At 35.5% G+C, this 25,787-nt stretch carries 23 protein-coding genes, 3 pseudogenes and 1 other annotated feature; of the genes and pseudogenes, 20 read left to right on the top strand and 6 right to left on the bottom strand.

Annotated elements, in window-relative coordinates:
- Positions 1-2 precede the first annotated feature (2 nt).
- The 5 genes from SG0102_RS14480 (at position 3) to SG0102_RS14460 (ending at position 5,902) form a co-directional block, all read left to right on the top strand.
- Positions 3-1,358 (top strand): MBOAT family O-acyltransferase, encoded by a 1,356-nt coding sequence (locus tag SG0102_RS14480; protein WP_125120591.1) that lies wholly within the window; start codon positions 3-5, stop codon positions 1,356-1,358.
- A 10-nt stretch (positions 1,359-1,368) separates the two neighbouring features.
- Positions 1,369-2,508: a DHHW family protein gene (locus tag SG0102_RS14475; RefSeq protein WP_125120590.1), complete on the top strand. Its 1,140-nt coding sequence runs from the start codon at positions 1,369-1,371 to the stop codon at positions 2,506-2,508.
- Between the two features lie 14 nt (positions 2,509-2,522).
- On the top strand, positions 2,523-3,224 hold the full coding sequence (locus SG0102_RS14470) for a hypothetical protein (protein ID WP_125120589.1): 702 nt from the start codon (positions 2,523-2,525) through the stop codon (positions 3,222-3,224).
- 40 nt (positions 3,225-3,264) lie between these two features.
- Positions 3,265-3,472 (top strand) — a binding site (T-box leader).
- 36 nt (positions 3,473-3,508) lie between these two features.
- A complete protein-coding gene (gene lysS / locus SG0102_RS14465; RefSeq protein ID WP_125120588.1) occupies positions 3,509-5,002 on the top strand; it encodes a lysine--tRNA ligase in 1,494 nt (497 codons plus the stop codon).
- 312 nt (positions 5,003-5,314) lie between these two features.
- Positions 5,315-5,902, top strand: a complete 588-nt coding sequence (locus tag SG0102_RS14460) for a Fic family protein (protein ID WP_197715051.1) — start codon at positions 5,315-5,317, stop codon at positions 5,900-5,902.
- A 249-nt stretch (positions 5,903-6,151) separates the two neighbouring features.
- Here the strand turns inward: SG0102_RS14460 and SG0102_RS14455 are convergent, their stop codons facing one another.
- The 5 genes from SG0102_RS14455 to SG0102_RS14435 form a co-directional block, all read right to left on the bottom strand.
- Positions 6,152-6,799, bottom strand: a complete 648-nt coding sequence (locus tag SG0102_RS14455; RefSeq protein ID WP_125120587.1) for a Crp/Fnr family transcriptional regulator — start codon at positions 6,797-6,799, stop codon at positions 6,152-6,154.
- 17 nt (positions 6,800-6,816) lie between these two features.
- Positions 6,817-7,095 (bottom strand): iron-sulfur cluster repair di-iron protein, ric, encoded by a 279-nt coding sequence (locus SG0102_RS14450; protein WP_125120586.1) that lies wholly within the window; start codon positions 7,093-7,095, stop codon positions 6,817-6,819.
- A 9-nt stretch (positions 7,096-7,104) separates the two neighbouring features.
- On the bottom strand, positions 7,105-7,284 hold the full coding sequence (locus SG0102_RS14445) for a heavy-metal-associated domain-containing protein (protein ID WP_231999817.1): 180 nt from the start codon (positions 7,282-7,284) through the stop codon (positions 7,105-7,107).
- Between the two features lie 77 nt (positions 7,285-7,361).
- Positions 7,362-9,260, bottom strand: coding sequence for a heavy metal translocating P-type ATPase (locus tag SG0102_RS14440; protein ID WP_125120585.1), 1,899 nt, complete (start codon positions 9,258-9,260; stop codon positions 7,362-7,364).
- A 99-nt stretch (positions 9,261-9,359) separates the two neighbouring features.
- Entirely contained in the window at positions 9,360-10,193 is an 834-nt protein-coding gene (locus tag SG0102_RS14435; RefSeq protein ID WP_125120584.1) for an ATP-binding protein, read from the bottom strand.
- Positions 10,194-10,511: 318 nt separating this feature from the next.
- On the opposite strand from SG0102_RS14435, the pseudogene SG0102_RS14430 reads away from it, so the two are divergent.
- The 8 genes and pseudogenes from SG0102_RS14430 to SG0102_RS14395 form a co-directional block, all read left to right on the top strand.
- Positions 10,512-12,011: pseudogene (locus SG0102_RS14430) on the top strand (IS1634 family transposase); the annotation flags it as partial.
- Positions 12,012-12,179: 168 nt separating this feature from the next.
- On the top strand, positions 12,180-13,862 hold the full coding sequence (locus SG0102_RS14425) for an IS1634 family transposase (RefSeq protein WP_125118453.1): 1,683 nt from the start codon (positions 12,180-12,182) through the stop codon (positions 13,860-13,862).
- 144 nt (positions 13,863-14,006) lie between these two features.
- Positions 14,007-14,198: a hypothetical protein gene (locus SG0102_RS14420; protein WP_125120583.1), complete on the top strand. Its 192-nt coding sequence runs from the start codon at positions 14,007-14,009 to the stop codon at positions 14,196-14,198.
- A 395-nt stretch (positions 14,199-14,593) separates the two neighbouring features.
- Entirely contained in the window at positions 14,594-15,289 is a 696-nt protein-coding gene (locus SG0102_RS14415; protein ID WP_125120582.1) for a LytR/AlgR family response regulator transcription factor, read from the top strand.
- Positions 15,290-15,304: 15 nt separating this feature from the next.
- Positions 15,305-16,588, top strand: a complete 1,284-nt coding sequence (locus SG0102_RS14410; RefSeq protein WP_125120581.1) for a GHKL domain-containing protein — start codon at positions 15,305-15,307, stop codon at positions 16,586-16,588.
- Between the two features lie 418 nt (positions 16,589-17,006).
- Complete coding sequence (locus SG0102_RS14405) at positions 17,007-17,705, top strand: ABC transporter ATP-binding protein (RefSeq protein WP_125120580.1); 699 nt, start codon at positions 17,007-17,009, stop codon at positions 17,703-17,705.
- The gene (locus SG0102_RS14400) at positions 17,686-18,051 is read left to right on the top strand and encodes a hypothetical protein (RefSeq protein WP_125120579.1); all 366 of its coding nucleotides are present in this window, start codon (positions 17,686-17,688) and stop codon (positions 18,049-18,051) included. The genes SG0102_RS14405 and SG0102_RS14400 overlap by 20 nt, the downstream gene beginning before the upstream one ends.
- Before the next feature lie 366 nt (positions 18,052-18,417).
- A complete protein-coding gene (locus tag SG0102_RS14395) occupies positions 18,418-20,199 on the top strand; it encodes an ABC transporter permease family protein (protein WP_125120578.1) in 1,782 nt (593 codons plus the stop codon).
- A gap of 351 nt (positions 20,200-20,550) precedes the next feature.
- On the opposite strand, the gene SG0102_RS14390 is transcribed toward SG0102_RS14395, so the two are convergent.
- Positions 20,551-21,186, bottom strand: coding sequence for a tyrosine-type recombinase/integrase (locus SG0102_RS14390; RefSeq protein WP_157983076.1), 636 nt, complete (start codon positions 21,184-21,186; stop codon positions 20,551-20,553).
- On the opposite strand from SG0102_RS14390, the pseudogene SG0102_RS14385 reads away from it, so the two are divergent.
- The 7 genes and pseudogenes from SG0102_RS14385 to SG0102_RS14355 form a co-directional block, all read left to right on the top strand.
- Positions 21,149-21,520 (top strand): annotated as a pseudogene (locus SG0102_RS14385) (FAD-dependent oxidoreductase); the annotation flags it as partial. The gene SG0102_RS14390 and the pseudogene SG0102_RS14385 overlap by 38 nt on opposite strands.
- Before the next feature lie 191 nt (positions 21,521-21,711).
- Positions 21,712-21,975, top strand: a complete 264-nt coding sequence (locus tag SG0102_RS14380; protein WP_125120575.1) for a hypothetical protein — start codon at positions 21,712-21,714, stop codon at positions 21,973-21,975.
- 12 nt (positions 21,976-21,987) lie between these two features.
- Positions 21,988-22,269: pseudogene (locus tag SG0102_RS14375) on the top strand (alpha/beta hydrolase fold domain-containing protein); the annotation flags it as partial.
- A 29-nt stretch (positions 22,270-22,298) separates the two neighbouring features.
- Positions 22,299-22,685 carry a prolyl oligopeptidase family serine peptidase gene (locus tag SG0102_RS14370; RefSeq protein ID WP_125120573.1) on the top strand — a complete coding sequence of 129 codons (387 nt, stop codon included), beginning with the start codon at positions 22,299-22,301 and terminating at the stop codon, positions 22,683-22,685.
- Positions 22,686-22,796: 111 nt separating this feature from the next.
- A complete protein-coding gene (pepF, locus tag SG0102_RS14365) occupies positions 22,797-24,596 on the top strand; it encodes an oligoendopeptidase F (RefSeq protein ID WP_125120572.1) in 1,800 nt (599 codons plus the stop codon).
- On the top strand, positions 24,593-25,372 hold the full coding sequence (locus SG0102_RS14360) for a PhzF family phenazine biosynthesis protein (RefSeq protein ID WP_197715049.1): 780 nt from the start codon (positions 24,593-24,595) through the stop codon (positions 25,370-25,372). Before pepF ends, SG0102_RS14360 begins: the two co-directional genes overlap by 4 nt.
- Positions 25,373-25,426: 54 nt before the next feature.
- Positions 25,427-25,738, top strand: a complete 312-nt coding sequence (locus SG0102_RS14355; protein WP_125120571.1) for an ArsR/SmtB family transcription factor — start codon at positions 25,427-25,429, stop codon at positions 25,736-25,738.
- The last annotated feature ends 49 nt before the right edge of the window (positions 25,739-25,787 follow it).

The raw sequence follows: 25,787 nt of genomic DNA, 5'->3' as shown, positions 1-25,787 counted from the left end.
CTATGTCATTTTCTACATTATCATTTCTCTTTGTCTTCTTTCCCATTAGCTTTCTGCTCTATCTCATTACGCCCCAGCGTTTTAAAAAAGGCTTACTGATTCCCATCAGTTTACTCTTTTATGCCTGGGGAGATATCCAAGCTTTACCATATTTGCTTATTGTCAGTCTTTTTAACTATCTCACTGGTTTAGAAATTGAAGACTGTCGCCATCATCACAAAGAAAAGGAAGCGAAGATCTCTTTGATCATGACCTTGGTATTAGATCTTGGTTTATTAGCATTCTTTAAATATGCTCATCTCATTAATATGCCAATGGGGGTTTCCTTTTATACATTCACCATTATTTCTTATGTGGCGGATGTCTATATGAATAAAGTTCAAGCAGAGCATCATCTCTTAGATTATCTGCTTTATGTCACATATTTCCCAAAGATCATCAGTGGTCCGATTGTGGAATATCATACCTTTAAAGAAAGCTTAACTCATTTAAAGATGACCAAAACCAAGTTTACCCATGGCGCTCAGCAGTTTTTAAGAGGACTCTTTAAGAAAGTCCTCATCGCCGATATTATTGCCGTCGCTTTCAATGCGATGAACGGGATCAATACCATGTCAGTTTTAGGCACCTGGTTAATGGTTGTTTTCTATGCCATGCAGTTATACTTTGATTTTAGCGGTTATTCCGATATGGCTATTGGCTTAAGCTATATGTTTGGTATGGAAATGGCAGAGAACTTTAATCAGCCTTATGCCAGTTACAGTATTTCTGATTTCTGGCGTCGCTGGCATATCTCTTTAGGCGCTTTCTTTCGTGACTATGTTTATATCCCTTTAGGCGGTAATCGCTGCAGCCACTCGCGGCAGTTACTTAACTTAAGTGTCGTCTGGCTCTTAACCGGCATCTGGCATGGGAATACCTTTACCTTTGTCATCTGGGGCTTATATCATGGCTTATTCGTCATTTTAGAGAAGTTTGTTTATGGTCAGGGCTTAAAGAAATTACATCCTTATTTAAAAGTCATCTATACGGATTTGATTGTCTTTATCGGCTGGATCTTTTTCTTCTCCAAAAGCCTGCCTCAGGCATTGACCACTTTATCTCATTTATTTGGGATGGGGGTTACCGGCTTTGTCGATTCAACATTCTTTTATTATTTCACATCTTATTTTTGGGTCTTATTAGCCGCTATTATGATGTGTATCCCTGCTTTACGTAAAGTTTATCGTAAGTACACGTATGAACGTTCATTACTGACTTCATACTTATCCGTTGTCTTGTATATTGTTTTATTGATCAGCTGCATTGCCTACATTGTCAGCTCCACTTATTCAAGTTTCTTATACTTTAAGTTCTAAGGAGGTCTCTATGAATCGTAAAATCTATAAACGTATTTTAAGAATGAAGACCTTATTAGCGACTTTCTTCATCTTGAGTTTAGTATTCTTTTTAGTCTTAAACTGTATTACTCCAGATCGTAAGATCTCCACGAGTGAAAATCGTGAGCTCGCTTCTTTCCCAGAATTTACTTTATCCGCTTTATTAGATGGCAGCTACTTTACAGATCTTAATAGTTATATCTCTGATCAGTTTGTCTTCCGGGATGGCTGGATTTCCTTGAAATCCAAGGAAGAACGCTGGCAGGGACGAAAAGAACTCAGTGATATTTATATTGGCTCTTCGGGTTATTTACTAGCAAAACCCACAACCCCGAACTATTCCGCTATTAATAAAACCATTGAAGCGATGAATGCTTTTCATAAGAAACATGCCAAAAGCAAAATGAGTGTGATGATTGTACCGAATGCCTCACAAATCTTAAAAGATAAACTGCCTCAGTTTACGCAGGTACATAATCAGTTATCGGATATCCGTTATATTCGTAATGGCTTAACGTCTTTTACCTGGTTAGGCGCTGGCGAAATCCTTCGCCAACATAAAAATGAATATATTTATTATCATACAGATCATCATTGGACGACCATTGGCGCTTATGACGTTTATCGCGGCGTTGCTGCTTCATTAGGTGTGAAGGCTTCAACGTTAAAGCGTTATATGGTCTCAGACACATTTGAAGGGACCTTAGCTTCGCAAAGCGGGATTCATTCCACGAAGGATACTGTTTATGTTTATAAGACAGACAATACCCATCCTTACTATGTGAATTATCCTGAATTACGCAAAAAGTCAGCGAGCTGTTATGATGAGGCAGCTTTAAAGAAAAGTGATCAGTATCAGGTCTTCTTTGGCGGGAATCATCCCTTAGTGGAAATTAACAGTACCAATCATAATGGTAAAAACCTGATGGTCTTTAAAGATTCTTATGCCAATAGTTTTATTCCTTTTCTCATTCCTTACTATGAGAAAATCATTATGGTTGATCCTCGTTATTATTATGATAACCTCTCATCAGCCATTCAGGAGTATAATATTAACAGTTATCTGTTTTTATATAGTGCCAACACCTTTGTGAATGATCAGGTTCTCAAAGACGTATTGGCAAGTTAAAGGAGGTCCAAATGATGGATGAATGGAAAAAACAGGAAGAACAATTACAAGGCAATGCGCATTATCAGGCGTATCTGAAAGTCAGAGCGCTCTTTAGTCGAATCTGTGAGGTCGATAACCCAATCAAAAATGATGATTTCAAAATGCAGGTATATCTCGATACTTTGTATCGTCTTAATCACATTGATGACAATGATTTCATGGCGAAACTGATGAGCTATGAATTTGATCTCTTTTTCACTCTGCCAGATCGCCCAGCCAAGATTGATACACTATTAAGTCATCATACTTTGCGCCGCATACCTCATGCCAATGAAATGTTAGAAGCGATGCAGAAATCACGCTTAGGCATGTATGAAGTGATCGCCCGTGATGATGCCACAGGCATTGTCACTTTTAAAGATGTTTATACCAAGAAAACAATTGCAGTGACAGATACGCACATCATGCCATCAATGGGGGCACCGCTTATTTTATTAACCCGTATAGTTACCTTTGAAGGCATTTCTTTCTTATCAAATTTTGCCATGCCTTTTCTATCAAATAAGAAGGTACGAAACTTTATTCGTCAGGAAAAAGACATTTTTAAAGAAGGCCGCACTGACGAAATTATGCTTGATGGCTACAATCTTTATCGAGAAGTGGGCGAAAAACTGCAGACCTTTGTCTTCAATCCTGCAACCAATAACATGGAAATGGTAGATGAAGAGGAATAGCCTTGACAAAATCATCATAATTTGTCTATAATTACACTCGTTAAAGGCGATGAATAGACGAGTAGTTCTATGCGGCTTAATAGAGAGTTTAGCAGTGGTGGAAGCTAGATAAGACTGGTAGAATGAATAAAGACTAGGAGCCGGTTCCTGGATCATCAGTGATAGGATCACGTATCCCGCGTTAAGGGTTTGAGATCATAGTATTATGATGAACTAGGGTGGTACCACGAATAACTCTCGTCCCTTTGGGATGGGAGTTTTTTAATTTATTAAGGAGAAAGAACATGGCAGAGAGAAAATTTACTCAGCAGGAACAAGTGCGCAGACAGAAGCTTGAAGAATTAAAAGCACTGGGCATTGATCCATTTGGACAGCGTTATGACGTTGAAGATTACACAAAAGATTTACGTGAAGCTTATGGCTCATGTACAAAAGAAGAATTAGAAGAAAAGAAAGTCATGGTTAAAATGGCTGGTCGTATCATGAGAAGAAGACGTAAAGGGAAAGTCGCTTTCATGGATATTAACGACCGTTATGGCAAGATCCAGTTATACGTGCGTAAAGATACCGTTGGTGAAGACGTATATGAAATCGTTAAACGTGGTGATATCGGTGATATCATCGGTGTTGAAGGGGAATTAATGTTAACGGATACAGGAGAATTAACTGTCCGTGTTGAAAAATATACCCATTTAACAAAAGCATTAAGACCACTTCCAGAAAAATTCCATGGTTTAACGGATACGGAAGAAAGATATCGTCGCAGATACTTAGACTTAATTATGAACGAAGAAGCCCGTAAAGTAGCTTTCACAAGACCAAAGATCGTCCGTTCCATTCAGCGTTACTTAGATGCGAAAAACTATGTCGAAGTTGAAACACCAATGATGAACTCCATCTTAGGTGGTGCAGCTGCAAAACCATTCATCACACATTTCAATGCCTTAGATACAGATTTCTATTTAAGAATTGCGACAGAGTTAAACTTAAAGAGATTAATTGTCGGCGGAATGGATGCCGTTTATGAAATCGGCAGAATGTTCAGAAATGAAGGAATGGATAAAACCCATAACCCTGAATTCACAACCATCGAAGTATATAAAGCATTCTCTGATCTTGAAGGCATGATGGACTTAACGGAAGGCATCGTTTCTCAGGCCGCTATGGATGTTAATGGCACTTATGAAATTGACTATAAAGGTCATCACTTCTCATTAGCCCCAGGCTTCAAGAGAATCTCTATGGTTGATGCCATCAAAGAAAAAACAGGCATTGATTTCTCACAGGATTTAAGCTTTGAAGAAGCTAAGAAATTAGCAGAAGAACATGAAATCGAAGTTGAACCACACTTCGCTTATGGTCATATCGTCAATGCTTTCTTTGAAAAATATGTCGAAGAAACAATCGTTGAACCAACCTTCGTATATGGTCATCCAATCGAAATCTCACCATTAGCTAAGAAGAACTTAGAAGATCCACGCTGGACACAGCGTTTCGAATTATTCATCTGCGGTAATGAATATGCGAATGCCTTTACCGAATTAAACGATCCAATCGATCAGTATGAAAGATTCGAAAACCAGTTAAAGGAAAGAGAACTTGGGAACGATGAAGCCAACGAAATGGATACCGACTATGTTGAAGCACTGGAATATGGTATGCCACCAACAGGTGGTATGGGTATGGGTATTGACCGTTTAACTATGCTTTTAACAGGTCAGGAAACCATCCGTGAAGTCATCTTATTCCCAGCTATGAAACCTAACGGAGATAAATAAAAAGTATTGATTATATCAATATAAATTGAATTACTATAAAAGCATCATGGTGATCACCCCGATAAACGGATGATTATTCATGATGTTTTTTGATTTCGTGTAATTCAAAAGATCTATTGACTCATGGCTCATTGGTATCTCTTTTTATCAAGGGATATATGATCATGCTGGAAAAATAAGAGATTATAATATTACAAAAAAGAATGGGTACTTGATGGTGACACAGTAACTTATGGAAATGCATTGGAACTTCGAAATACACTGGAATATGACTTTGCACAGGAGAAAGCATTCAGTTATAAAGGACTAACAATGGATGAAGTTATTCATCATTTAGCTTTGTTTGTATCAAACTTATGGCAAATCCATATTTTTGGTGAAGGGAATGCAAGAACTACTGCGGTGTTCTTTATTAAGTATTTGAGAACTCTTGGTTTTTCGACCGCAAATGATATTTTCGCTAAGCACGCATGGTATTTTAGAAATGCGCTTGTTCGGGCAAATTATACAAACTTGCATAAAGGAATAACCGAGACAACTGAGTATCTAGAACAATTTTTAAAAAATCTCCTTCTTGGTGAACATTATGAATTACATAATCGTCATTTGCATATAAGCGGTATATTCAAACAAGATGCAGAAGAAATTCAGGAAGTTACTCATGAGATTGAATCATCTCTTTTAGATCGATGTATCAATTTTTCTGCTAAAACAGAAATGTATGTACGAAGATTATTTGATCAATTTGGTTTTGATCAAGTATTTGGAAGAAGTGCAGTCATGGAAGTTCTTGATATTAAGACTTCCGCTGCTTCAAACCTGATTTCCAAACTATATGGTGCGGACATTATTGAGCGTGTTTCAGGTCATGGAAAGGGAAAATACAAATTTAAAAGATAGTATCAATGAAAAGCCGGACATTGAGATGAAAAACTGGACATTGGAGTGACAAAAACTGGACATTGAGATAAAAAACCGGACATTGAAGTGACAAAAACTGGACATTGAGATGAAAAACCGGACATTGGAGTGACAAAAACTGGACATTGAGATGAAAAACCGGACATTGAAGTGACAAAAACTGGACATTGAGATGAAAAACCGGACATTGAAATAAAACATGTGCCAGCAATGCTGGCACATGCGTGTTTATAGGTCTTCTAAACCATCAGGATCAAGTAGAGTGATGTGTTTCCCTGAACGTTTGATATATTGTTTTTCTTCTAAATATTTAAATTTACGGGAGAGGGTTTCAGGGGTTGTCCCTAAATAGAGGGCAAGATCTTTCATCTTCATTGGAAGTGTAAGGGTGGACTGATTGGATGAGTTATTTAATAAGTAATGAGCGAGACGTTCTTCAACACGTTCCATTGAGAGGAACTGTGTTTGTTTTTCTAATTGAGCGGTTTTCTGAGCTGACAATTCTAATAGTTTGAGAGCGATTGGGGGATTTTCTAATAGTACTTGATGAAAGGCTTGTTTACTTAAGGTACATATTTTGGTGTTTTCCAGGGCCTGACCAAATAAACGATCATTAGTGATGTCAAAGAGCTGTTGATCGCCTTCATAATCACCAGTATGAACAATGCGTAAGAGGTGTTCTTTACCATTTGATAATAACTGATAGACTTTCATACTGCCCTCAGCTACAATAACTAGTTTTTCATCACCAGGCTGGAAAATAAGTTCGTTTTTCTTATAGGTATGGTGATTGGTAAGGGCCATGATTTTCTGCTGGGCTTCTTGTGATAAGTGATTAAATAGGGGAACAAAGGCGATACATAAGTGCTCTGACATAAGGGGACCTCTCTTTCTTATTGGTTTGATATGTGATCAAAAGCTTCCAGCATTTCGTAGGTTGCTTTGAAAGTGTTGCATACATCACCCGGAATTGCATAGTTATGAGTGATGCTGCGAAGCTGTGTAAATTCATTGGAAAGATCAAATTGCAAATGTGTCATCTTATCCTGTATTTTCTCATAAATAGCGCGGACTTGAAAGACTTCGGGATGATTTTTACCATGGGCTTTGGTAATAGCTTTGGTATAAAGATCTAAAATATCGTTATGAGTGTTATAAAATGTATTTGTCATATGTTGCTCCTATCTGGCAGTAGCCTTTAAGACATCGTAGCCAATACTTTGAACAGCCTGTGAGATGTCTTTCAGATCTGCCTGTGTTTCATCAAAATTGAGTTTGGCTTTGCTGGCATTGAAGAGGACTTTGACACTTTCCTTTTCAACGCCAGGGACGCTTTTTAAGGCCCCTTCAATTTTCTGCATGCATGTTGGTCATACTAATGTTTCTAACTGTAAAACTGCTTTTTTCATAAAATCAACTTCCTTTCTTTTTGATGACTTTAGTTTACTTGAAGATCATTCATAAATAATTGATTTGTATCAAGTTTTTGCTTGTTTTTAAAATGAATGAGACGCATGGCATTGAGAATCACAACAAGAATACTCGCTTCATGGACAAACATCCCAATAGCCATATTCATTGCCCTGCTTGTAAAGACACTTACTAATAAAATAACGACGACAAGTAATGCAATAATGATATTTTCCAGCATATTACGAGAGGTTGCTTTGGCCAAAGCTAAGGCATGAGGAATCCGATGGAAGTTTGAATGCATCAGGACAATATCTGATGTTTCAATGGCTACATCAGTGCCATTACCCATGGCAATACCAATATCCGCTAAAGCGAGGGAAGGACTATCATTGATCCCGTCTCCTACAAAAGCGACAGTTTCGCCAATAGATTGACGTTTCTTTACAAAGGCGGCTTTATCAGCTGGTAAGAGATTCCCATAAGCTTCACTTAAACCCAATTCTTCACGAACTAAATCGACACTGTGCTGGTGATCACCAGAGAGCAGAATAAGATTTTTCACCCCCATGTTCTTAAGAGCCTGTAAGTCTTCTTTAACACCATCACGAAGCTGGTCACGAATACCTGTAGCTAAAGCGAGACTGCCATCGATGGCTGTTAAGACGAGTGATTCACCTAACTGTTCCATTTCGTTTATATCTTTTTGCATTGGTTCTGTTATAGTAATGTGATACTGCTTCATAAGATAAGGATTACCGACAAGAATCTGATGTTCATGAGTTTTTGCCATAATCCCGCCGCCTTGAATCACCGTGGTTTCCAGAATATTTTCACTTTGTGATACTTGATAGTGTTTTAAAATAGCTTGTGCAAGGGGATGACGAGATTCTTTTTCAACACTGACAAGTAAACGATCAACCAGATCATGATCAGGCAGATAGTAATGAGAATCAGTGACCTCCGGATTGCCATAAGTGAGGGTACCGGTTTTATCAAACAAAATCGTATCAACCTTACTGAATTTTGCAATGACATCACTGCCTTTAAATAAAATGCCATGTTTTGCCCCATTACCAATGCCAGCTACGTGAGATACGGGAACACCAATAACCAAAGCGCCAGGGCATCCTAAGACTAAAATAGTAATGGCTAAGGAAATACTGCGTGAGAAGAGAAAAACGATAAGGGCTAGGACTAACACCGCCGGGGTATAGTATTTCGCAAAGCGATCAATAAAACGCTCGGCTGGTGATTTGGAATCCTGTGCTTCTTCTACTAAAGCAATTATTTTTCCAAAAGTACTATCTTCACCAACTTTTTCAGCCTGCATATGAATGGTTCCATCTTCAACGATGGTTCCTGCAAAGACTTGATCATCAACAGCTTTTGAGACTGGTAGTGGTTCACCGGTAATGCTGGCTCCATTAATGGTCGCTAATCCGGAAAGGACGATGCCATCAACAGGAACTTTATCACCCGTTTTAACAAGTAAGTGATCTCCTTCTTCCACTTCCTCTACAGAGATTTCTTCAAATTCTTCCTGATTGTTTTGACGTAAGGCTGTCTCAGGGGAAAGAGCAACTAAATTCTGAATAGCTAAACGGGTTTTAGATAATGTCTTGTGTTCGAGATAAGCACCAAAGAGAAAAAGGAAAGCGACAATGGCTGATTCTTCAAATTCTTGAATGACAAATGCACCGAAGATTGCGATTGTCACTAATAAATCAATACTGATGACTTTTACCTTTAAGGCTGCTATCGCAGAAACAGCAATGGGGAAGCCGCCTATTAAGGATGCTATAAAGAGAAAGATGTTAGCGGCTGTCCTGTTAGAAAAGATCCATTGGAAAATGAATGCCATCACGATCAAAAGACCAGTGAGAGCGGTAAGTTTATTTTTATTTTGTGATAACCATTTGTGCATGCTATCAACCTCCTTTTGACAGTTTTGAGTATATCGAAAGACAATCTCAGAAGAATTGATATGTATCAAGTTTATAAAAAAAGCCATAAGCTTTTTCGCTTATGACTTAATAATTTTCTTTCCCGCAATGTCAAAACGTTCGACAGGGTAAAAAATAAAGGATTCTTTTAAGGCTTGCATATAGTGATCAACGGTATTAGGAGATACTTTTCTCCCCGTTGAAGTAATATATCCCGTGACATTTTTGATGGAGATGATACTGCCAATGGTACTCGCTAAATATTTGGCAATGGTTGTCAGTAAAAAAAGATTATTAATATTTCTCTTATTAGGATCCTTTTGTTTTCTCGCTTCTCTTTCTTCAATATCTTTGACGATTACAGTATTATAAATGCCTTCAATGTATGTATTTGCTTTTTCTTCATTTAAAAGTATATGACTTAAATAGGGAAAATCTCCATATTTCAAATACTGGATGAAAGCTTCATCCTGGTTTGTTCCTTTTTGATAAACTTCTTTAAATGATAATGGTAACATTGAGATTTCAATTGCTCTTCCATAAAAGAGTTTTGATAACAGGCATTCATGAGAACTAGTGATATAGATATCAATGTTTTCTTGAATGTATAAGCTATCAACAGCTTTTTCAAATTCTTTTACTTTTTGAACTTCGTCTAAAAAGATATACATCTTTTGATCAGGAATAATATTACTCAAAATATAACTATATAGAGCGTGATATTCTAATAACTGTTCAAATTGTAAGTCTTCAAAATTGATAGAGATTATTTGACTTTCATGAATACCAAGTCCTTTTAAATGATCCTGATATTGTTTGAGTAATGTGGATTTACCGCATCTTCTAATGACTTTAATGATATCCTGATCTTTCCAGGAAATAAGTTCATTTAAATAGCTTGTTCGCTGTATCATAATCTATCACCTCACGCTCAGTATAGCAAGTTTACATGACTTAATCGATGAAAATAGGAGTTGGAATATAAATATGAGTAGGTAGATATAGATCTAAGATTATAATGAATACATCAAGATCTATTTTTATATTGATTACATATATTCTTAACTTCCAGAAAAAATTGCACTAAGTAATATATTTTTTTATGATCAAAGGATAAAATATTATGAATATTTCATGATGTTTTGTCCTTTTTCCTCTGTATTATCATCTAAAATTATGATATAATACTAGTGTAAAGTTGCACTAAATATTTTGAAGAAAAGGGTGATAATATGTATTACAAGGAAACTGTCAAAGTGCCTGATGAAAAAGGTAAAATTAATGTTATGAAGAAGGGTAAAAGCTGTTATGTTCGTTATCTTCTGGAGACCAGATATGTGCCTGAAAAAAAGTATGCAATTCCTAAATTTGCGATCATTGGCAAGCTGTCTGATGACCCCGGTATGATGTTCCCTAATGAAAACTATGTGAGATATTTTGGGACTGAGTCGTTCTCTGAGGAATCACAGTCTGAAAGAAGCTGCTGCCTCAGGAGCGGCACATTCATGGTCCTTTCTGAGCTGGCAAGAGAGCTCAATCTTAAGAAGACACTTGAAAACCGGTTTGATGACAGGGATGCTGCACTTATTCTGGATCTTGCTTTTTACTCAATCATTACGGAAGGAAATCAGTCTCAGTATTATCCGGATTATGCATATAATCATCCGTTGATGACTGAAGATATGAAGATTTACAGTGATTCTAAGATTTCAGAGTTTCTTTCATCAATTGATTATAATCAGATTCAGGGTTTTCTTGATGACTGGAACCATGATCGTGATCATGGTGAAAGAATATATATTTCTTATGATTCAACCAATAAAAACTGTCAGGCAGGGAATATAGATATGGTCGAATTTGGTCATCCTAAGGTGGACAGGGGGCTGCCGGTTGTCAATATTGCTATGGCTTATGATACAAATAATGAGATTCCGCTGTTTTACGAAGAATACCCAGGCAGTATCGTTGATGTTTCACAGTTAAGATATATGGTAGAGAAGGCATCAGGATATGGATACAGAAACATTGGCTTTATTCTGGATAGGGGTTATTTCAGTCGCACCAATATCCATGATATGGATAAGGCAGAATATCCATTCATAATTATGGTGAAGGGCCAAAAGAAGCTTGTCAGAGAGATTATTCTTGATTGTAAGGGAAGCTTTGAAAGTGACAGAAAAAGCCTGATCAGACCATACAGATGCTATGGAAAAACGGTAGCCAGAAAGCTCTATCCTTCAGATTCAAAGGACAGGTATTTTCATCTGTACTATTCCCAAGAGAAGGCAGCAGCTGAAATGGCAGTATTCGAGGATCAGATTGAGGAAATGCAGAAATATTTGGATTCTCTGTCAGGTGAGAAGGTTACGCTATCCGAAAAGTATAGTAAATATTTTCACATCGAATATCATAAAGATGGGACGTTTGTTTGTGCGAGCGAAAAAACATCAGTAATAGAGAAAGAAATCTCTCTTTTTGGATATTACTGCATAATATCGTCTGATCCTATGACTGCAGAAGAAGCTCTTACCATTTATAAGAGCAGAGATGCTTCTGAAAAGCTTTTTAGAGGAGATAAGTCTTATCTGGGTGGTGCTACACTACGGGTTCATAGCAGTAAGTCTGTGAGAACAAAACTATTCGTTGAGTTTATAGCTCTGATCATAAGAAACAGGATGCATACAAAACTGAAAAAGGAACAGAAAAACCTGAAAAAAAGGCTTAATTATATGTTAACTTCCTGAAAAATGATCACTAAAACTTAATCGATTTATTCGAAAGAGCAAAAATAGTTGAAAAAATCATGCTATTTTTGCTATTTTTTATATCTTTTCTTATGAAGTTATGATATAATACTAGTGAAGAATCTCACTAAAAAATCGTTGAAAAGAGGTGCTTTTATGTTTTTGAAAGAACTGGTTAAAATTCCAGAAGAAAAAGGAAGAATCAATCAGACAAAGAAAGGTAAAAACTGCTATGTTCGATATCTTTTAGAGGCTAAGTATTATCCGGACAAAAAGTATGCTATTCCTAAATTTGTCAATATAGGCAAAGTGGCTGATGAAGCTGGCATGATGTATCCAAATCAGAACTATATTAAATATTTTGGAAGGGACGAGCTATCCGAAGATCATTCTTCAGAAAGAAGCGGCTGCCTTAAAGTGGGGGCTTATATTGTTTTATCAGAATTGGCGCGAGAGATGGAATTAAAAAAGATACTCGAAAAAAGATTTACATCTGAAGATGCAAATCTGATTCTTGATTTAGCTTTCTATGCGATCATAACTGAAAATTTTCAGGGCCAGTACTATCCCTATTATGCATTTGAGCATCCTCTGATGACGGACCATATGAAAATATATAGCGATTCAAAGATTTCAAGCTTTCTGGCATCGGTTGAACCGAATCAAATTCAAGGCTTTATGAATGACTGGAACTGCAATCGAGATCACGATAAGCGCATTTATGTTTCTTATGATTCAACCAATAAAAACTGTCAAGCTGGAGACATAGATATGGTGGAATTTGGACATGCAAAGGTTGATAAGGGATTGCCTATTGTAAATATAGCTATGGCCTATGATACCTGTAATGAGCAGCCTCTTTTCTATGAGCAGTATCCGGGAAGTATTGTGGATGTATCCCAGCTGAGATATATGATTGGCAAGGCTCAGGGATATGGGTACAGGAATATTGGGTTTATTTTGGACAGAGGCTACTTTAGTAAACCAAATATACATGACTTGGATCATGCAGACTATCCTTTTATAATTATGGTCAAGGGACAAAAAAGCTTAGTAAGAAGCATTGTTTTGGAAAACCAGGATACTTTTGAAAAGGATAGAGACTGTTTTATACCAAAATATAGGGTATATGGAAAAACAGTTAAGCGAACACTTTATGCCTCTGATGAAAAAGATCGTTATTTTCATCTTTACTATTCTAATAAAAGAAATGCTTTGGAAACAGAATGTTTTGAGGATAAGATAGCAGCTATGAAAGATTTTCTGGATAGTCTCAGAGGAACGAAAGCGACGATATCAAACAAATATAGTAAATATTTCAATCTTGAAATGCATAAGGATGGGACATTTATTTGTGCAAGTGAAAAAAATAATGTTATTATCGAAGAATTATCACTTTTTGGATATTTCTGTATTATTACATCAGAACCGTTAACTGCCAAAGAAGCTCTTGAGATTTATAAAAGCAGAGATACGTCCGAAAAATTATTTAGAGGAGATAAATCTTATTTGGGGGCGGATGCGATCAGAGTTTATTCAGGGGAATCAATGAGAACGAAGATGTTTGTGGAATTTATAGCACTGATATTAAGAAACAGAATGCACATTCAATTGAAGCGTGAAGAAGAAAAGATGAAAAAGAAACCAAATTATATGACAGTACCAGCAGCTATTAGAGAGTTGGAGAAGATGCAATTAATTAGAGATGGTCAAGGTGATTATATAGTAGATCATGCCACAACAAAAACTCAGAAGGCTATTCTTAAGGCATTTGGCATTGATGCAAATGTTCTGAAAAAGCGAAACGCGAGTTTGTGCAAAGAGTTGAACGATGTTTAGATATAGTATAATAAATTAATTTAAAAAGCATCCTGATGATATTCCATTAATCAGGATGCTTTTGTATATCTACATTTAACAGAATATATTAAACGTATAATTATTAACTGAAATAGTGAGAAAATTCTAGGAAGTTAAGATTATATGAATGTACCAGCTGCGGTTAGGGAACTTGAGAAAATAGAACTGATGAGATGTTCTCAGGGAAACTATATTCTTGATCATGCGCCAACCAAAACGCAGAAAACAATTCTGAAGTCTTTTGACATTGATGCAAATGTTATGAAAAGACGAAATCGCAGTTTATGCGAAACACTAGAACATGTATCGAAATAAGATGAAATATATATTAAAGAGGCTATCCTGCATGGTGAAGAAGGAAGATAGCACAAATCATACTGTAGAAAGTGAAATATTTCTCCATATAAAGATTTAATACCTATTTAGTGCAAATATCATTGGAAGTTAAGATATATTAACTAGGTCTCATCTACGATCTTGATTGCAAAAAAAGTAGCATTCATTAATGGAGTGAAATGAGATAAAACATATAGTATTCATCAAGATTAATCTTAATGACAGATTTTAATTATATATAAATTATACTAATACAATAGATGTATTTCTAATAATCTAGAAAGATAAAGATTATCTTTACAAGAGAACTTAAATTGTATTATAACAATAATGAATTTGTGAGTATTGGATTGATTTGAAAGGATATATAGATAATGATTAGAATAGGTATTTGTGATGATGAGCCTATATTTAGGCAACAAATATATGATTATATTAGAGAGTATTTAGATGCGGGTGAATGTGATATTGTCTTATTTGCGAAAGGTGAAGAAATCCTTTCATATCAATATAGGGTAGATCTTTTATTTCTGGATATTGAGCTAGGTAAAGAAAATGGAATAGATATTTTAAAAGCGTTGGTTGATCTAGATTACATTTGGCGTGTTGTTTTTGTGACCGCTCATAAAGAGTTTATGCCAGTGGCTTTTAGTGTAAAAACAATCGGCTTTCTTGAAAAGCCGGTGACATATGGAAATATTATAAAATATATTAAACAAGTAGAAAACAGTATCCATCATTCTGAAGTCGTACAGTGCAATGACGGGCAGCATACATTTTTCATCCGTCAGTGCGATATTCTTTATGTTCATGCTGCAGGAAATTATTGTGAAATATGTACACATAATAAAGAGATTATGGTTGATGGAAACTTAAAAGAATGGGAAAGAAAAATGAATGACTTCAATGTTATGAGAGTCCATAAATCATATTTAGTGAACTTAGATTATATTAAAGACTTTTCAGGCTGCGATATAATGATGATTAATAATATTAAATTGCCAGTAGGCAGACATTACAAAAAGGATGCTAAGGAACAGTACTTTAATTATTTAAAGAATAAACTTTAATGGAGATTAACGCTGATGATCTACTATATTATTTATAATCTGGAAGAAATTATTATTTATACTTTAGTGTATAAAGCATTATTAGGTGTAAAAGGAAAACTGTTTAATAAAATCAGTCCAATTTTGTTACTTATTTCATCTGCTTTTGAGTTACTGGCATGCTATTATCAATGGGATATTTTATATGAATTAATCATTCCACTTACAGCTGGGATGATTAATTGTTTTTTGATTTCAAACGAAAAAATGAAGAGTATAGCGTTATTTATGCCATTTAATTTTATTGTAAGTACAACGATAAATATCACAATGACACTTGTAATTGCAAAGGTTATAAGAGCTTCGCAAATACTTGTTATGAATTCGATTTCTTATGGTGTTCTTTCTGAAGCAGGAACAATTATTTGTGTAAGTATATTGTACTTTTTGATCGCTGATAAAATGGAAACACCTTTTTTTAAAACAAAGGCTCAGTATGCAATTGCTTTGATCGGTGGGATCAGTTTGTTAACAACAGTTTCATTTTCCCAATATGTTATGGAAAACGGATTTGTATTTACCCAAGAGAAATGCGAGCTATTAGAGGTTTTAAGTTTATTGGGAACATTCATTTTCTTTGTCCTTTTTATTATTCATCAATTCACAGAAGCGAAGAACTTTCAATTTAGATTATATAATGCAAGATATAATGATTATTTAATTAATCAGGAAAACTATTATAGAAAGCTCATATTAGAGGATGAACAGCGTAGAAAACTAAGGCATGATTTAAAGTCACATTTGCTTATATTGGATTCTTTAGCCAAGGAACATAAAGTTGATGATTTAAGAAGTTATTTAAAGCAAATGGAGAATTTCATATCTATAGAAAATATTCATCAGTACATTTATATTTCAAGCGTAGATTCAATTATTGATCATTATCGAAAAAAAGCTGAGATTGCGTCAATTAACTGGCAGTTTACATTTGATGCTCATGATCATATTGAAATTGAGATATTCGAATTATGCATTCTTTTCTCAAATTTACTTTCCAATGCCATTGAAGCTGCTTCAATGGTACCGGGAGATAAAGATTTAGAAATTGTTGTTAAGACTTTACAAGGACACTTTTTGTTAAAAATAAGAAACTCCTGTAATGTAAATAAAAAAATTAGTAAGCGCCCTCAAATAACTAAAATTAATCATACAGAACATGGTTATGGATTGAAAAATGTCGAAGACATAGTAAAAAAACATAATGGGGATATTCAATATAGTTGTAATAATGGGATTTTCCAAACAATAGTTATTCTTTAGAAAAAGATTTACAGTTATGACGTTCATCATATATATGTGACGTTCATACTGTAATTCTTTTTTTTATCGGAGAAGGAATTAGAATAGTGAAATGAAAAGGTAATAAAGGATGTGATAGTTATGTTACTTTTCTACAACTTTTGGAAAATCTGGCGTTATGGAAAAATATAAATATGAAAGATTAAAATTCCTGTTAGAAACTTGTTTATCTCATCAAATACTTCAGGAAACACAAAAGTGTAATTTAATATGTAGCTATTGTCCTTATACAATTTTAAAAATAATGGAATGAGTAGGTATAACGATAAGCGATATTATTCAAGTATCTGTGTTTAAAGTATTAATTAGTACTTTGTGGTTGAGAGTGATTTCTCTTTAAATTAATTTGTGTAAATATATTAATAGTGAGGACTATTTTATGAGTGAAATTATTTTAAAAATAGAAGGCTTAAAGAAATATTATGGGAATAACGATAACCTCGTTAAAGCAATTGATGGTATCAATTTAACAATTGAAGAGGGTCAATTTGTTTCTATTTTAGGCGCATCAGGAAGTGGGAAAACAACATTAATTGAATTGATGTCTGGAATCCTTAAACCAACTTCAGGTGAGATTAGCATAAATGGTAAGGATATTACTGAGTTGGAAGAACCTGATTTGACAATAATGAGAAGGGAAAATATTGGTATTGTATTTCAAAAGTTTAATTTACTAAATATGTTAACTGGGTATGAAAATATCACTTTGCCTTGTAAAATTTCTAACAAGGATATAGACAAACAGTATTTAAATCAAATAATTAAATATTTAGAAATAGAAAATCAAATGCAAAAATATCCTATTCAAATGTCGGGAGGACAACAACAAAGAGTTGCTATTGCTCGAGCACTTATGACTAAACCAAAAATTGTATTAGCAGATGAGCCGACGGGAAGCTTAGATCACAAAAATTCTATTAATACAGTTAAACTTCTAAAGAAATTAAATGAAGAATTTAAACAAACAATTATAATGATAACACACAATAAATTTTTGACCCAATATACTAATCGAATTATTACTATAGAAGATGGAAAAATTGTAAAGGATATCAAGAATGAAATTATTAATCATTAAAAGAAATTTTATGAAATATAAGTGGAAATATATACCATTATTCTTTGCTCTAATATTATATATACTTATTATAGATATTTATAGCTTAATTGTAAGTTATACTAAAATAGAATCAGGAATATTGAATACGCCATACTTATTTGAGTTGTTATTAAGCTCTGGTTTGGAAGTTTATGTATTAAATTCTGCTTTAGATATGAAAATGAGTTGGGAACATTTACTAATACATCAATTAAGGATATTAGGCTTTACCTTAAATGATATTCAATCTTTGTTTGAAAAAGAAATAATGATTATAGAAGGGATTTTTTGGAGAAAGGCATTTATTAAAGTATGTTTTTTTTAATTTTACTATGCCTAATCAGGAAAGACTATTATTCTATTCTTTTGCTGTTGCCTTAATTATTTTTATTATAACTTTATTAGAACAAATAGTGAAACAATTCAAGCATATAACCAGCTTTTATATAAAGGCATCAAACCTTTGATCCTTAATCGAACAGTGAATGAAATTCTAATTTCGTATAGAAAAGAACATATAATTAAATATTTTATTATTACATCTTATATATTCAAATTTTTTGATGTAGTCTTCCTGATTATATAAATATCAAAAAACGGTTGTTTAATTTTAACTTAAATACCAATTTATTATTTTTACCTCAATTGCATAATATTTGTCGTAAAAAACATCTTTAAAGGAGCGATCTCTATGAATGTACTTAAAGAATTATCAAGGCGATACTATGATGTTTATAAACATAGCTATCTGCCATTTCAGGTTATGAGTGTATGGATGTGTTTACTCAATGTTCTTTTAGGGGGGAGCTTGCTTTACTTTTATGTCGAGCCAAATAGTTTTTATACGCTTTATCTCCATCGTTTTTTCTTTCCCATAGTAATTATATTAACAGTCTTTAACAGCTTGTTTTTATGCATGTTTCTTCATTTAAAGACTACATGGCGAAATGATGAAATCAAACAATTAAGACTGATTGGCTTCACGATTGAAGAAGTCGGCAGTTTATTTGTCAAAGAAGCTTTACTGGCCATCAAAGCCATTGTCTTAGTTGCTACTATTGTAAGTTTTACTGGTTCTATTATTGCCGGGATAGTCATACATATACCGTTTCTGACCTTATTAAAAGCTTGTGGACTGATGATAGGGTTGAATCTTTTTCTGATATTAATAGTTATTATTGATTTAAATATAGTTGTAAAGGAACCACGGGAACGCGTAGAAAAACATTCTCAAGTACATAATATCTACTTAAAAAATTTCTTAAGTCATATACGTTATATCAATACCATTATCTTGCTTATCGTCATTGGCACAGTGGGATTAAGCTTTCTTTTTACTTTTGCAGCGAGTCTAGATGCTGCTCAATATAACAAAATGTTATTAAAGAGTGATTGTTTAGTCACTAAGATTGATCCTATTATTATCTCTGACTTTGATCCTGATGTTGATTTATCACCTCAAGAAACTCTATCAAGTCAGGTGATCAATAATATAAAGAAGCGTCCTGAATATCAAATAGGTGGTGCATTATATTATAACCTAGATCATTCTATTGGCTTGGAGGTAAAGCTTCCAGCAACATCACCAGTAACGGGTGATGTCTATCCCAAGATCAAAAAGCACACTTACGCTTTTAACTTATATGGAGCCGATGCCTATGTTCTTCATAAAATGAAGGTACTGAGTGGTCATATCGATGAAAAAAAGTTGAAAAGCGGTAAGTATATTATTTATGGCTTAGATTATGATCGCCATACCCTTTTAGCAAATGATGGGAAAGTGAACCACACCAAAAGATATTTTCATGTTGGTGAAACTATTCATATAACACGAAAAAGTAAACGTTATTCCTATAAAATTATGGCTATCTGCGCGATGAATCCGACCGTTAGCGAAGAACGTAATGTCGTTACTTATGGGAGTGAAGTTACGTTCTATTTGCCTACTCAAGCTTATCAGAAGATTCATCCGGATCAGCCACGACGCTTACTTTTTGATACTAAAGGAGATACAAGGTCCCTTAAAAGATATTTAACATCCTTACACTTATATAGTCTAACAAGAGATGATGTCAACGCTTATATTACTCATGCAAAAGCTTTTTATAGTGTTATTGCCACAATAATCTATGGATTATTTGTCCTGATTGGAACGTTACTGTATGTCTCATTACTGAGTGGTGATCTCTATTACTATCAAGAAGAACTGATGATTTTAAGGACCTTAGGCATGACTCCTTCATCACTTAAGAAGTTAATCCTTACAAATAGTATGATCCATGGCATTGTCATTCTTTTTGTATTATCAATAACCAATGGTCTTTTATTCTCTTACTTGAGCCATAGTTTTATCCATGTTGATATCTTTGTCTATCGTCCGGTTTATCTCCCTGATGTGATCTGCATGATTTTAATAGTCTGCAGTAGTTATTTAATTCCTCTTATCAATATGAAGAAACTTTCAATAAAATAAGAGAATCCGGATTTGAAAAATATCAATGAAGCTGTCTTTCGTGTATCTACGGAAAACAATGGATTCAGCTAATATTATATAAATTAATACTTTATAAACATTGTTGAAGTATTGGATAAACAAATGGGAGATGTAATACAGCTAAGTTAAAAGGACATAATTATGGGTGTTATAATTGTTGTTGCTGTTATCGGTGCTATTATGGCGATTATGAAAAGAAAGTAAAATAATGAAGACCAGTCTATAAACAGGATTGGTCTTTGTGAATTGCACATGCTTTTTTTGTTTATGTTAAGTTTTGGCGGTAAATTCCCATTTTAAAGGGAATTTTCGCCATAATACTTAACATAATTATTTGTTAATTAGGTTCTCTAAGAAATTTATCAGCTCTCCTGTTTTAAGTTCATCATATTTATTATTTATCTGAATATTTGCTGCAGCTTTCTCAATATCTACTTTGATTTTTCCTAAATCTGGGGTTGCATAGATTTGAGTGGTTTCAATGCTGGCATGACCTAAAAACATTTTGATCTCATAGAGATCTACACTTTCATCGAGAAGATGCGTTGCATTTGAATGTCTGATCATATGTGGATGAATATGTTCAGGAAGAACATTAGGATAGATTTCATTCACACCTTTTTTCCAGCTGTTTATCATATAATTGATTGCAAATCTTGTATAAGGTGCGTGCTGCTGTGAATAGAATAGATAGCCAAGGCTATCCCAGTCTACATAATCATCACCTTTTAAATAACATGTTATCATCGTGCTAAGATCTTTAGAGATCGGCAGTCTGCGCACTTTGTTTCCTTTGCCATGGAGTACAATCATTGAGTGCTCTTTGTCTAATCTAAGATCAGAAACATGGATGGAAATCAATTCACTCACTCGGGCGCCTGTCCCATAAAGAACAGAAAATAGGAGAAGTTCTGAAGTCGGCTGTGAAACTGCAGAATTTATTTCCCATACGAATGGTCCTGTCACTGTATTAGAAATGATGCCAGAAATCTTAAAAGATATGATGCCTATTACCAAGCAGTGTTTACTTGATATGATGACACAGCAGCATGTGCGCACAGTTACAAATGCGAAAGTGAAAGAAATCACCGCTGATCATGTCGTTTATGAAAAAGACGGGAAAGATGTCACAATAGAGGCTCATACTGTTGTTTCTGCGTTTGGTTATCGCGCTTATGATCCATTAACTGAGTTGGCTCAAAAATATTGCGATGAAGTTGTCACTGTAGGCAGTGCTGTCAAAGCAGGTAATGCTTTAACGGCTATTCAAGAAGGTTATCAGGCTGGTTTAAAGATTTAATGATCAAATAGATCGGAAATTTCAGACTGTAGAAAGCGGATCCTTACCCTTTCTGCAGTTTTTTTGTGCCCATGAGGAAAGACAAATACGGAACATATTGTAAAAATAATGACTTTGATTAAGCCTATTATTTTTGGCAAGATATAAATAAGAAGTATTGTTTACAAACGATAAGGAAAGAGGTAATGGTTATGTTTGATCCCCAAAAAATAAGGACGCAGCGCTCTTTACAAGAGCCACTGCATACAGCTGATCCATCTTTATTTCCCCATGATGAGGAAGTGCCAGAAGGATGCATAGAACTTAATGCTTTAAAAGATGAATATGGATATCTGGTGGATATCCATACGGATGTTGTGTATTGTGTCCGCACGCATGAGAAAACAGGAGAAAAAAAGCCCCTCCATCTGATTATCTTGGAACCTAAGGATAACCATAAACAAGAGAAACAATAGCCATGTCTTGTTTATGTGCAGGGATCGGCTTTTCATCAGCAGTGGCTGTGGAATAGTATTTCCCGTTTAATACGCTTAGCTGAAAAAGGATTTGCGATCGCCATTGTAGAATATCGTCCTTCAGAATTTGCCCCATTCCCAGCTCAGGTGCAGGATACGAAAGCCGCTATTCGTTTTTTACGTCAAGAGGCGGTACGCTATCATATTGATTCCAACCATATCGCCCTTGGCGGCGACTCTTCTGGAGCTCACACCGCTTTAATTGCCGGCTTTCCGGTGATCGGCCACCAGTAAGCGAGGATGATGAGCATGTTTCAGCAGCGGTGAACTGTATCGTTGATTTGTATGGTCCAACCATTTTTTCACTAATGAACTATTATGCCAGTGCCCAGAATCACTATGATCCACAAAGTCCAGAAGGGTTTGAAATTGGGCAGAAAAATGTCTTAGAACATCCCGAACTTGTGGAAGCGACGATACCGATGCGCTATTTTTCTGCTGATCAGGACACACCACCACTTTTGATCATGCATGGCAGTCGTGATATGCTGGTGCCTTTTTCGCAAAGCGTCTTTCTTTATCAATCTATGAAATCCCTTGGGAAAGATGTGACTTTTTATAAGATCAATGATGCGAACCATGGTTTCCTTGGCTTTAATAATGATACCGTGCTCAACATTGTGGCAGAATTCCTCAAAGCACATATTTAAGGTAAGACGATGTCTTATCTTTTTTTAGAACACGATTTGAAAAGATAATGAGTCATTCATATGTGTTTCAAACAAAGATGGTGTATACTCATATCAAAGGAGAGTGAACATATGTCAAATACAATTAAAGAACGTAAAGATATGGATCCTCAGTATATGTGGGATTTATCAACTTTATATAAAAATGATGAAGAATGGAGTCAGGCGGTTACTGAAATTGAAGAATGTATTACCAAAATTAGTAAGTATCAAGGAAAGCTTAATAATGCAAAAACAATCAGAGCTTTTCTCGATGAAGATACCCAGTTAGGAAGATTACTTTCTAATTACTTCTGTTATGCATCCTTACGTAACTGTGAAGATACCAGACAAAGCGCTGGACAGGCGATGGAAGCGAAAGCTTATGCTGTTTATACAAAGTATGCCCAGGCTACCAGCTTTGCCCAGCCAGAAATCTTATCGTTAGATGAAGAAACGCTAAAAGCCATTGTGAAGGATGAACAGTTAGCTCCTTATGCATTTTATATGCAGAAATTATTAGATGAAAAGCCTCATGTCTTATCCGCTAAAGAAGAAGCTTTATTAGCATCCTTTACGGAAGTTTTAGGTGCACCAGGAAAGATCAGTGAAAGCCTGCAGGATGCAGATATGGTTTTTGATGATGCATTAGATGCCAACGGTGAAGCTCATGAAGTGACACAGTCTAATTACATTTTATTACAGATGAATGAAGATCGTGTCTTAAGAAAGAATGCTTTTGAAAGCTTCTATAAAGGCTTCCGTCAGCATATCAATACCTTTGCGCAGACCTATAATGCCTGCGTTAAGGAAGCAGCAGCTTCGGCGCAGGTACGTCATTTTGACTCTTCCCGAGCTATGAGCATGGCGGAAGAACATGTGCCAGTATCTGTTTATGATGGTTTAGTAGATACGGTCAGAAAGTTTATGCCAGCGATGTATCGCTATGTTCGTTTAAGAAAACAGATCTTAGGCTTAGAGGAATTACATTACTATGATGTTTATACGCCATTAGTGGCGGGATCTTCTAAGAAGTATACTTATGAAGAAGCTAAGCAGATGGTCTTAGATGCTGTTGCTCCGCTTGGTGAAGATTATGTCAATAGAGTGAAACAGGCTTATCAGGATCGCTGGATCGACGTTTATCCAAACGCCGGCAAACGCGGTGGGGCTTTCTCTAGCGGGACGTATGATTCTAATCCTTATATTTTAACCAGCTTTACGGGGACATTAGACAGTGTCAGCACCATTGCTCATGAAATGGGACATTCCCAGCATACCTGGTTATCCAATCATCACCAGCAGCCGCAAAATGCAGATTATACATTATTTGTGGCCGAAGTGGCTTCCACAGTCAATGAAAACTTACTGATTGAACAGCTGCTCGCGAAAACGACTGAACCAAAGGAACGTTTAGCCTTACTCAATCATTATCTGGAAGGCTTTAAAGGAACTGTTTATCGTCAGACGATGTTCGCTGAATTTGAAAGAGAAGCCCATTCGATGGCCGAACGTGGGGAAGCTTTAACCGCTGAGGCACTCAATCATTTATACAAAGGCTTAATTCATGATTACTTTGGTGATGACTTAGTCATTGATGATGAAGTGGCTTATGAATGGGCACGTATCCCTCATTTCTATCGTCCGTTCTATGTTTATAAATATGCGACTAGCTATTCGGCAGCGGTAGCCTTATCAGAAGCGATCTTAAAAGATGGTGACACAGCGGTGAAGAAATACTTAGAATTCTTATCGATGGGCGGCAGTGCATATCCACTTGATGAATTAAAACATGCAGGTGTTGACTTCACGACAAGCGCTCCCGTAGAAAGAGCCTTAACGAAGTTTAATGACATCTTAGATGATGTGGAAGAGACATTAAAACAGTTATGATCAAACAATATATCGTCGACGCTTTTACCGATACCTTATTTCATGGCAATCAGGCGGCAGTCTGCTTATTAGATGAGTGGCTGCCTGATGAGCTGTTAATGGCAATTACCAGAGAGAACCGTTTTTCCGAAACGGCCTTTCTGGTTGGTCATCATTTGCGCTGGTTTACCCCTGGCGGAGAAATTGATTTATGTGGTCATGCGACCTTAGCGAGCGCTTTTGTAATGCTAAAGTATATTTGCCCTAAAAAGACAGAAATACGTTTTCAGACATTAAGCGGTGAGCTTATGGTTAAACGTCAAAATGATCGCTATGTGATGACTTTCCCGGCTTATGCGTTAATACCTACGCCCGTTAAAAAAGCGATGGAAGAGGCTTTAGGGGTAATGCCTACAGAAGCTTATTTAGGCCGTGATCTTTTACTTGTCTATGATGATGAAAATACGATTCGTCAGATCACACCTGATCAGGAGAAACTATTACAGTTACCAGGCTTAATGGTCCATGTCACTAGTAAAGGAAATGACTATGACTGCGTTTCTCGCAGTTTTGGGCCCAAACTAGCGATTCCAGAAGATCCTGTCTGCGGTTCTGGTCATTGCCATATTATCCCTTATTGGGTAAGTAAGCTTCACCAGCATGATTTCACTGCTTATCAGGCAAGTGCGCGCGGCGGAGTTCTTTACTGTCATGCTGAAGGACAAACAATGACTATTGCAGGGCAGGCAGTCTTATATGCTATGAGTGATTTACATATTAATATACTTGCAAAATAGGATTAAGAACACTAAAATGAACATAGAAAGTATTTCAATATGAGGTGAAAGGTCATGGAAAAGATTTATACAGATACAGCAAAGATACTCAAAGCAATAGCGGAACCAAAACGTTTACGGATTATGGATATGCTTTCCTGCGGTGAGTTATGTGCCTGTAAAATTCTTGAAGAGTTTCATATTACTCAGCCGACTTTATCTCATGATATGAAGATTCTTGTCGAAGCGGGATTGGTGAATGATCGTCGTGTTGGCAAGAATACCTATTATTCTTTAAATACAGAAAACATTGCCCATTTACAGGCTGTATTGGGTGATCTGTTAAGTGAGAAAGAGCCTTGTATCTGTGATCAGACATGTGCATAACCGATGGTAACATCGGTTATCATTTATGCTAATATATTGAAATATTTAA

The organism is Intestinibaculum porci (assembly GCF_003925875.1).
Taxonomy (GTDB): Bacteria; Bacillota_I; Bacilli_A; order Erysipelotrichales; family Coprobacillaceae; genus Intestinibaculum; species Intestinibaculum porci.
Note: the sequence above shows the minus strand (reverse complement) of the source record. Positions and strands in the feature narration are given on the sequence as shown.

Coding starts and splice junctions, on each gene's coding strand:
- SG0102_RS14480 (WP_125120591.1), top strand. CDS start 3: ATGTCATTTTCTACATTATCATTTCTCTTTGTCTTCTTTCCCATTAGC.
- SG0102_RS14475 (WP_125120590.1), top strand. CDS start 1,369: ATGAATCGTAAAATCTATAAACGTATTTTAAGAATGAAGACCTTATTA.
- SG0102_RS14470 (WP_125120589.1), top strand. CDS start 2,523: ATGGATGAATGGAAAAAACAGGAAGAACAATTACAAGGCAATGCGCAT.
- lysS (WP_125120588.1), top strand. CDS start 3,509: ATGGCAGAGAGAAAATTTACTCAGCAGGAACAAGTGCGCAGACAGAAG.
- SG0102_RS14460 (WP_197715051.1), top strand. CDS start 5,315: ATGGATGAAGTTATTCATCATTTAGCTTTGTTTGTATCAAACTTATGG.
- SG0102_RS14455 (WP_125120587.1), bottom strand. CDS start 6,799: ATGTCAGAGCACTTATGTATCGCCTTTGTTCCCCTATTTAATCACTTA.
- SG0102_RS14450 (WP_125120586.1), bottom strand. CDS start 7,095: ATGACAAATACATTTTATAACACTCATAACGATATTTTAGATCTTTAT.
- SG0102_RS14445 (WP_231999817.1), bottom strand. CDS start 7,284: ATGCAGAAAATTGAAGGGGCCTTAAAAAGCGTCCCTGGCGTTGAAAAG.
- SG0102_RS14440 (WP_125120585.1), bottom strand. CDS start 9,260: ATGCACAAATGGTTATCACAAAATAAAAATAAACTTACCGCTCTCACT.
- SG0102_RS14435 (WP_125120584.1), bottom strand. CDS start 10,193: ATGATACAGCGAACAAGCTATTTAAATGAACTTATTTCCTGGAAAGAT.
- SG0102_RS14425 (WP_125118453.1), top strand. CDS start 12,180: ATGTTTTTGAAAGAACTGGTTAAAATTCCAGAAGAAAAAGGAAGAATC.
- SG0102_RS14420 (WP_125120583.1), top strand. CDS start 14,007: ATGAATGTACCAGCTGCGGTTAGGGAACTTGAGAAAATAGAACTGATG.
- SG0102_RS14415 (WP_125120582.1), top strand. CDS start 14,594: ATGATTAGAATAGGTATTTGTGATGATGAGCCTATATTTAGGCAACAA.
- SG0102_RS14410 (WP_125120581.1), top strand. CDS start 15,305: ATGATCTACTATATTATTTATAATCTGGAAGAAATTATTATTTATACT.
- SG0102_RS14405 (WP_125120580.1), top strand. CDS start 17,007: ATGAGTGAAATTATTTTAAAAATAGAAGGCTTAAAGAAATATTATGGG.
- SG0102_RS14400 (WP_125120579.1), top strand. CDS start 17,686: ATGAAATTATTAATCATTAAAAGAAATTTTATGAAATATAAGTGGAAA.
- SG0102_RS14395 (WP_125120578.1), top strand. CDS start 18,418: ATGAATGTACTTAAAGAATTATCAAGGCGATACTATGATGTTTATAAA.
- SG0102_RS14380 (WP_125120575.1), top strand. CDS start 21,712: ATGTTTGATCCCCAAAAAATAAGGACGCAGCGCTCTTTACAAGAGCCA.
- pepF (WP_125120572.1), top strand. CDS start 22,797: ATGTCAAATACAATTAAAGAACGTAAAGATATGGATCCTCAGTATATG.
- SG0102_RS14360 (WP_197715049.1), top strand. CDS start 24,593: ATGATCAAACAATATATCGTCGACGCTTTTACCGATACCTTATTTCAT.
- SG0102_RS14355 (WP_125120571.1), top strand. CDS start 25,427: ATGGAAAAGATTTATACAGATACAGCAAAGATACTCAAAGCAATAGCG.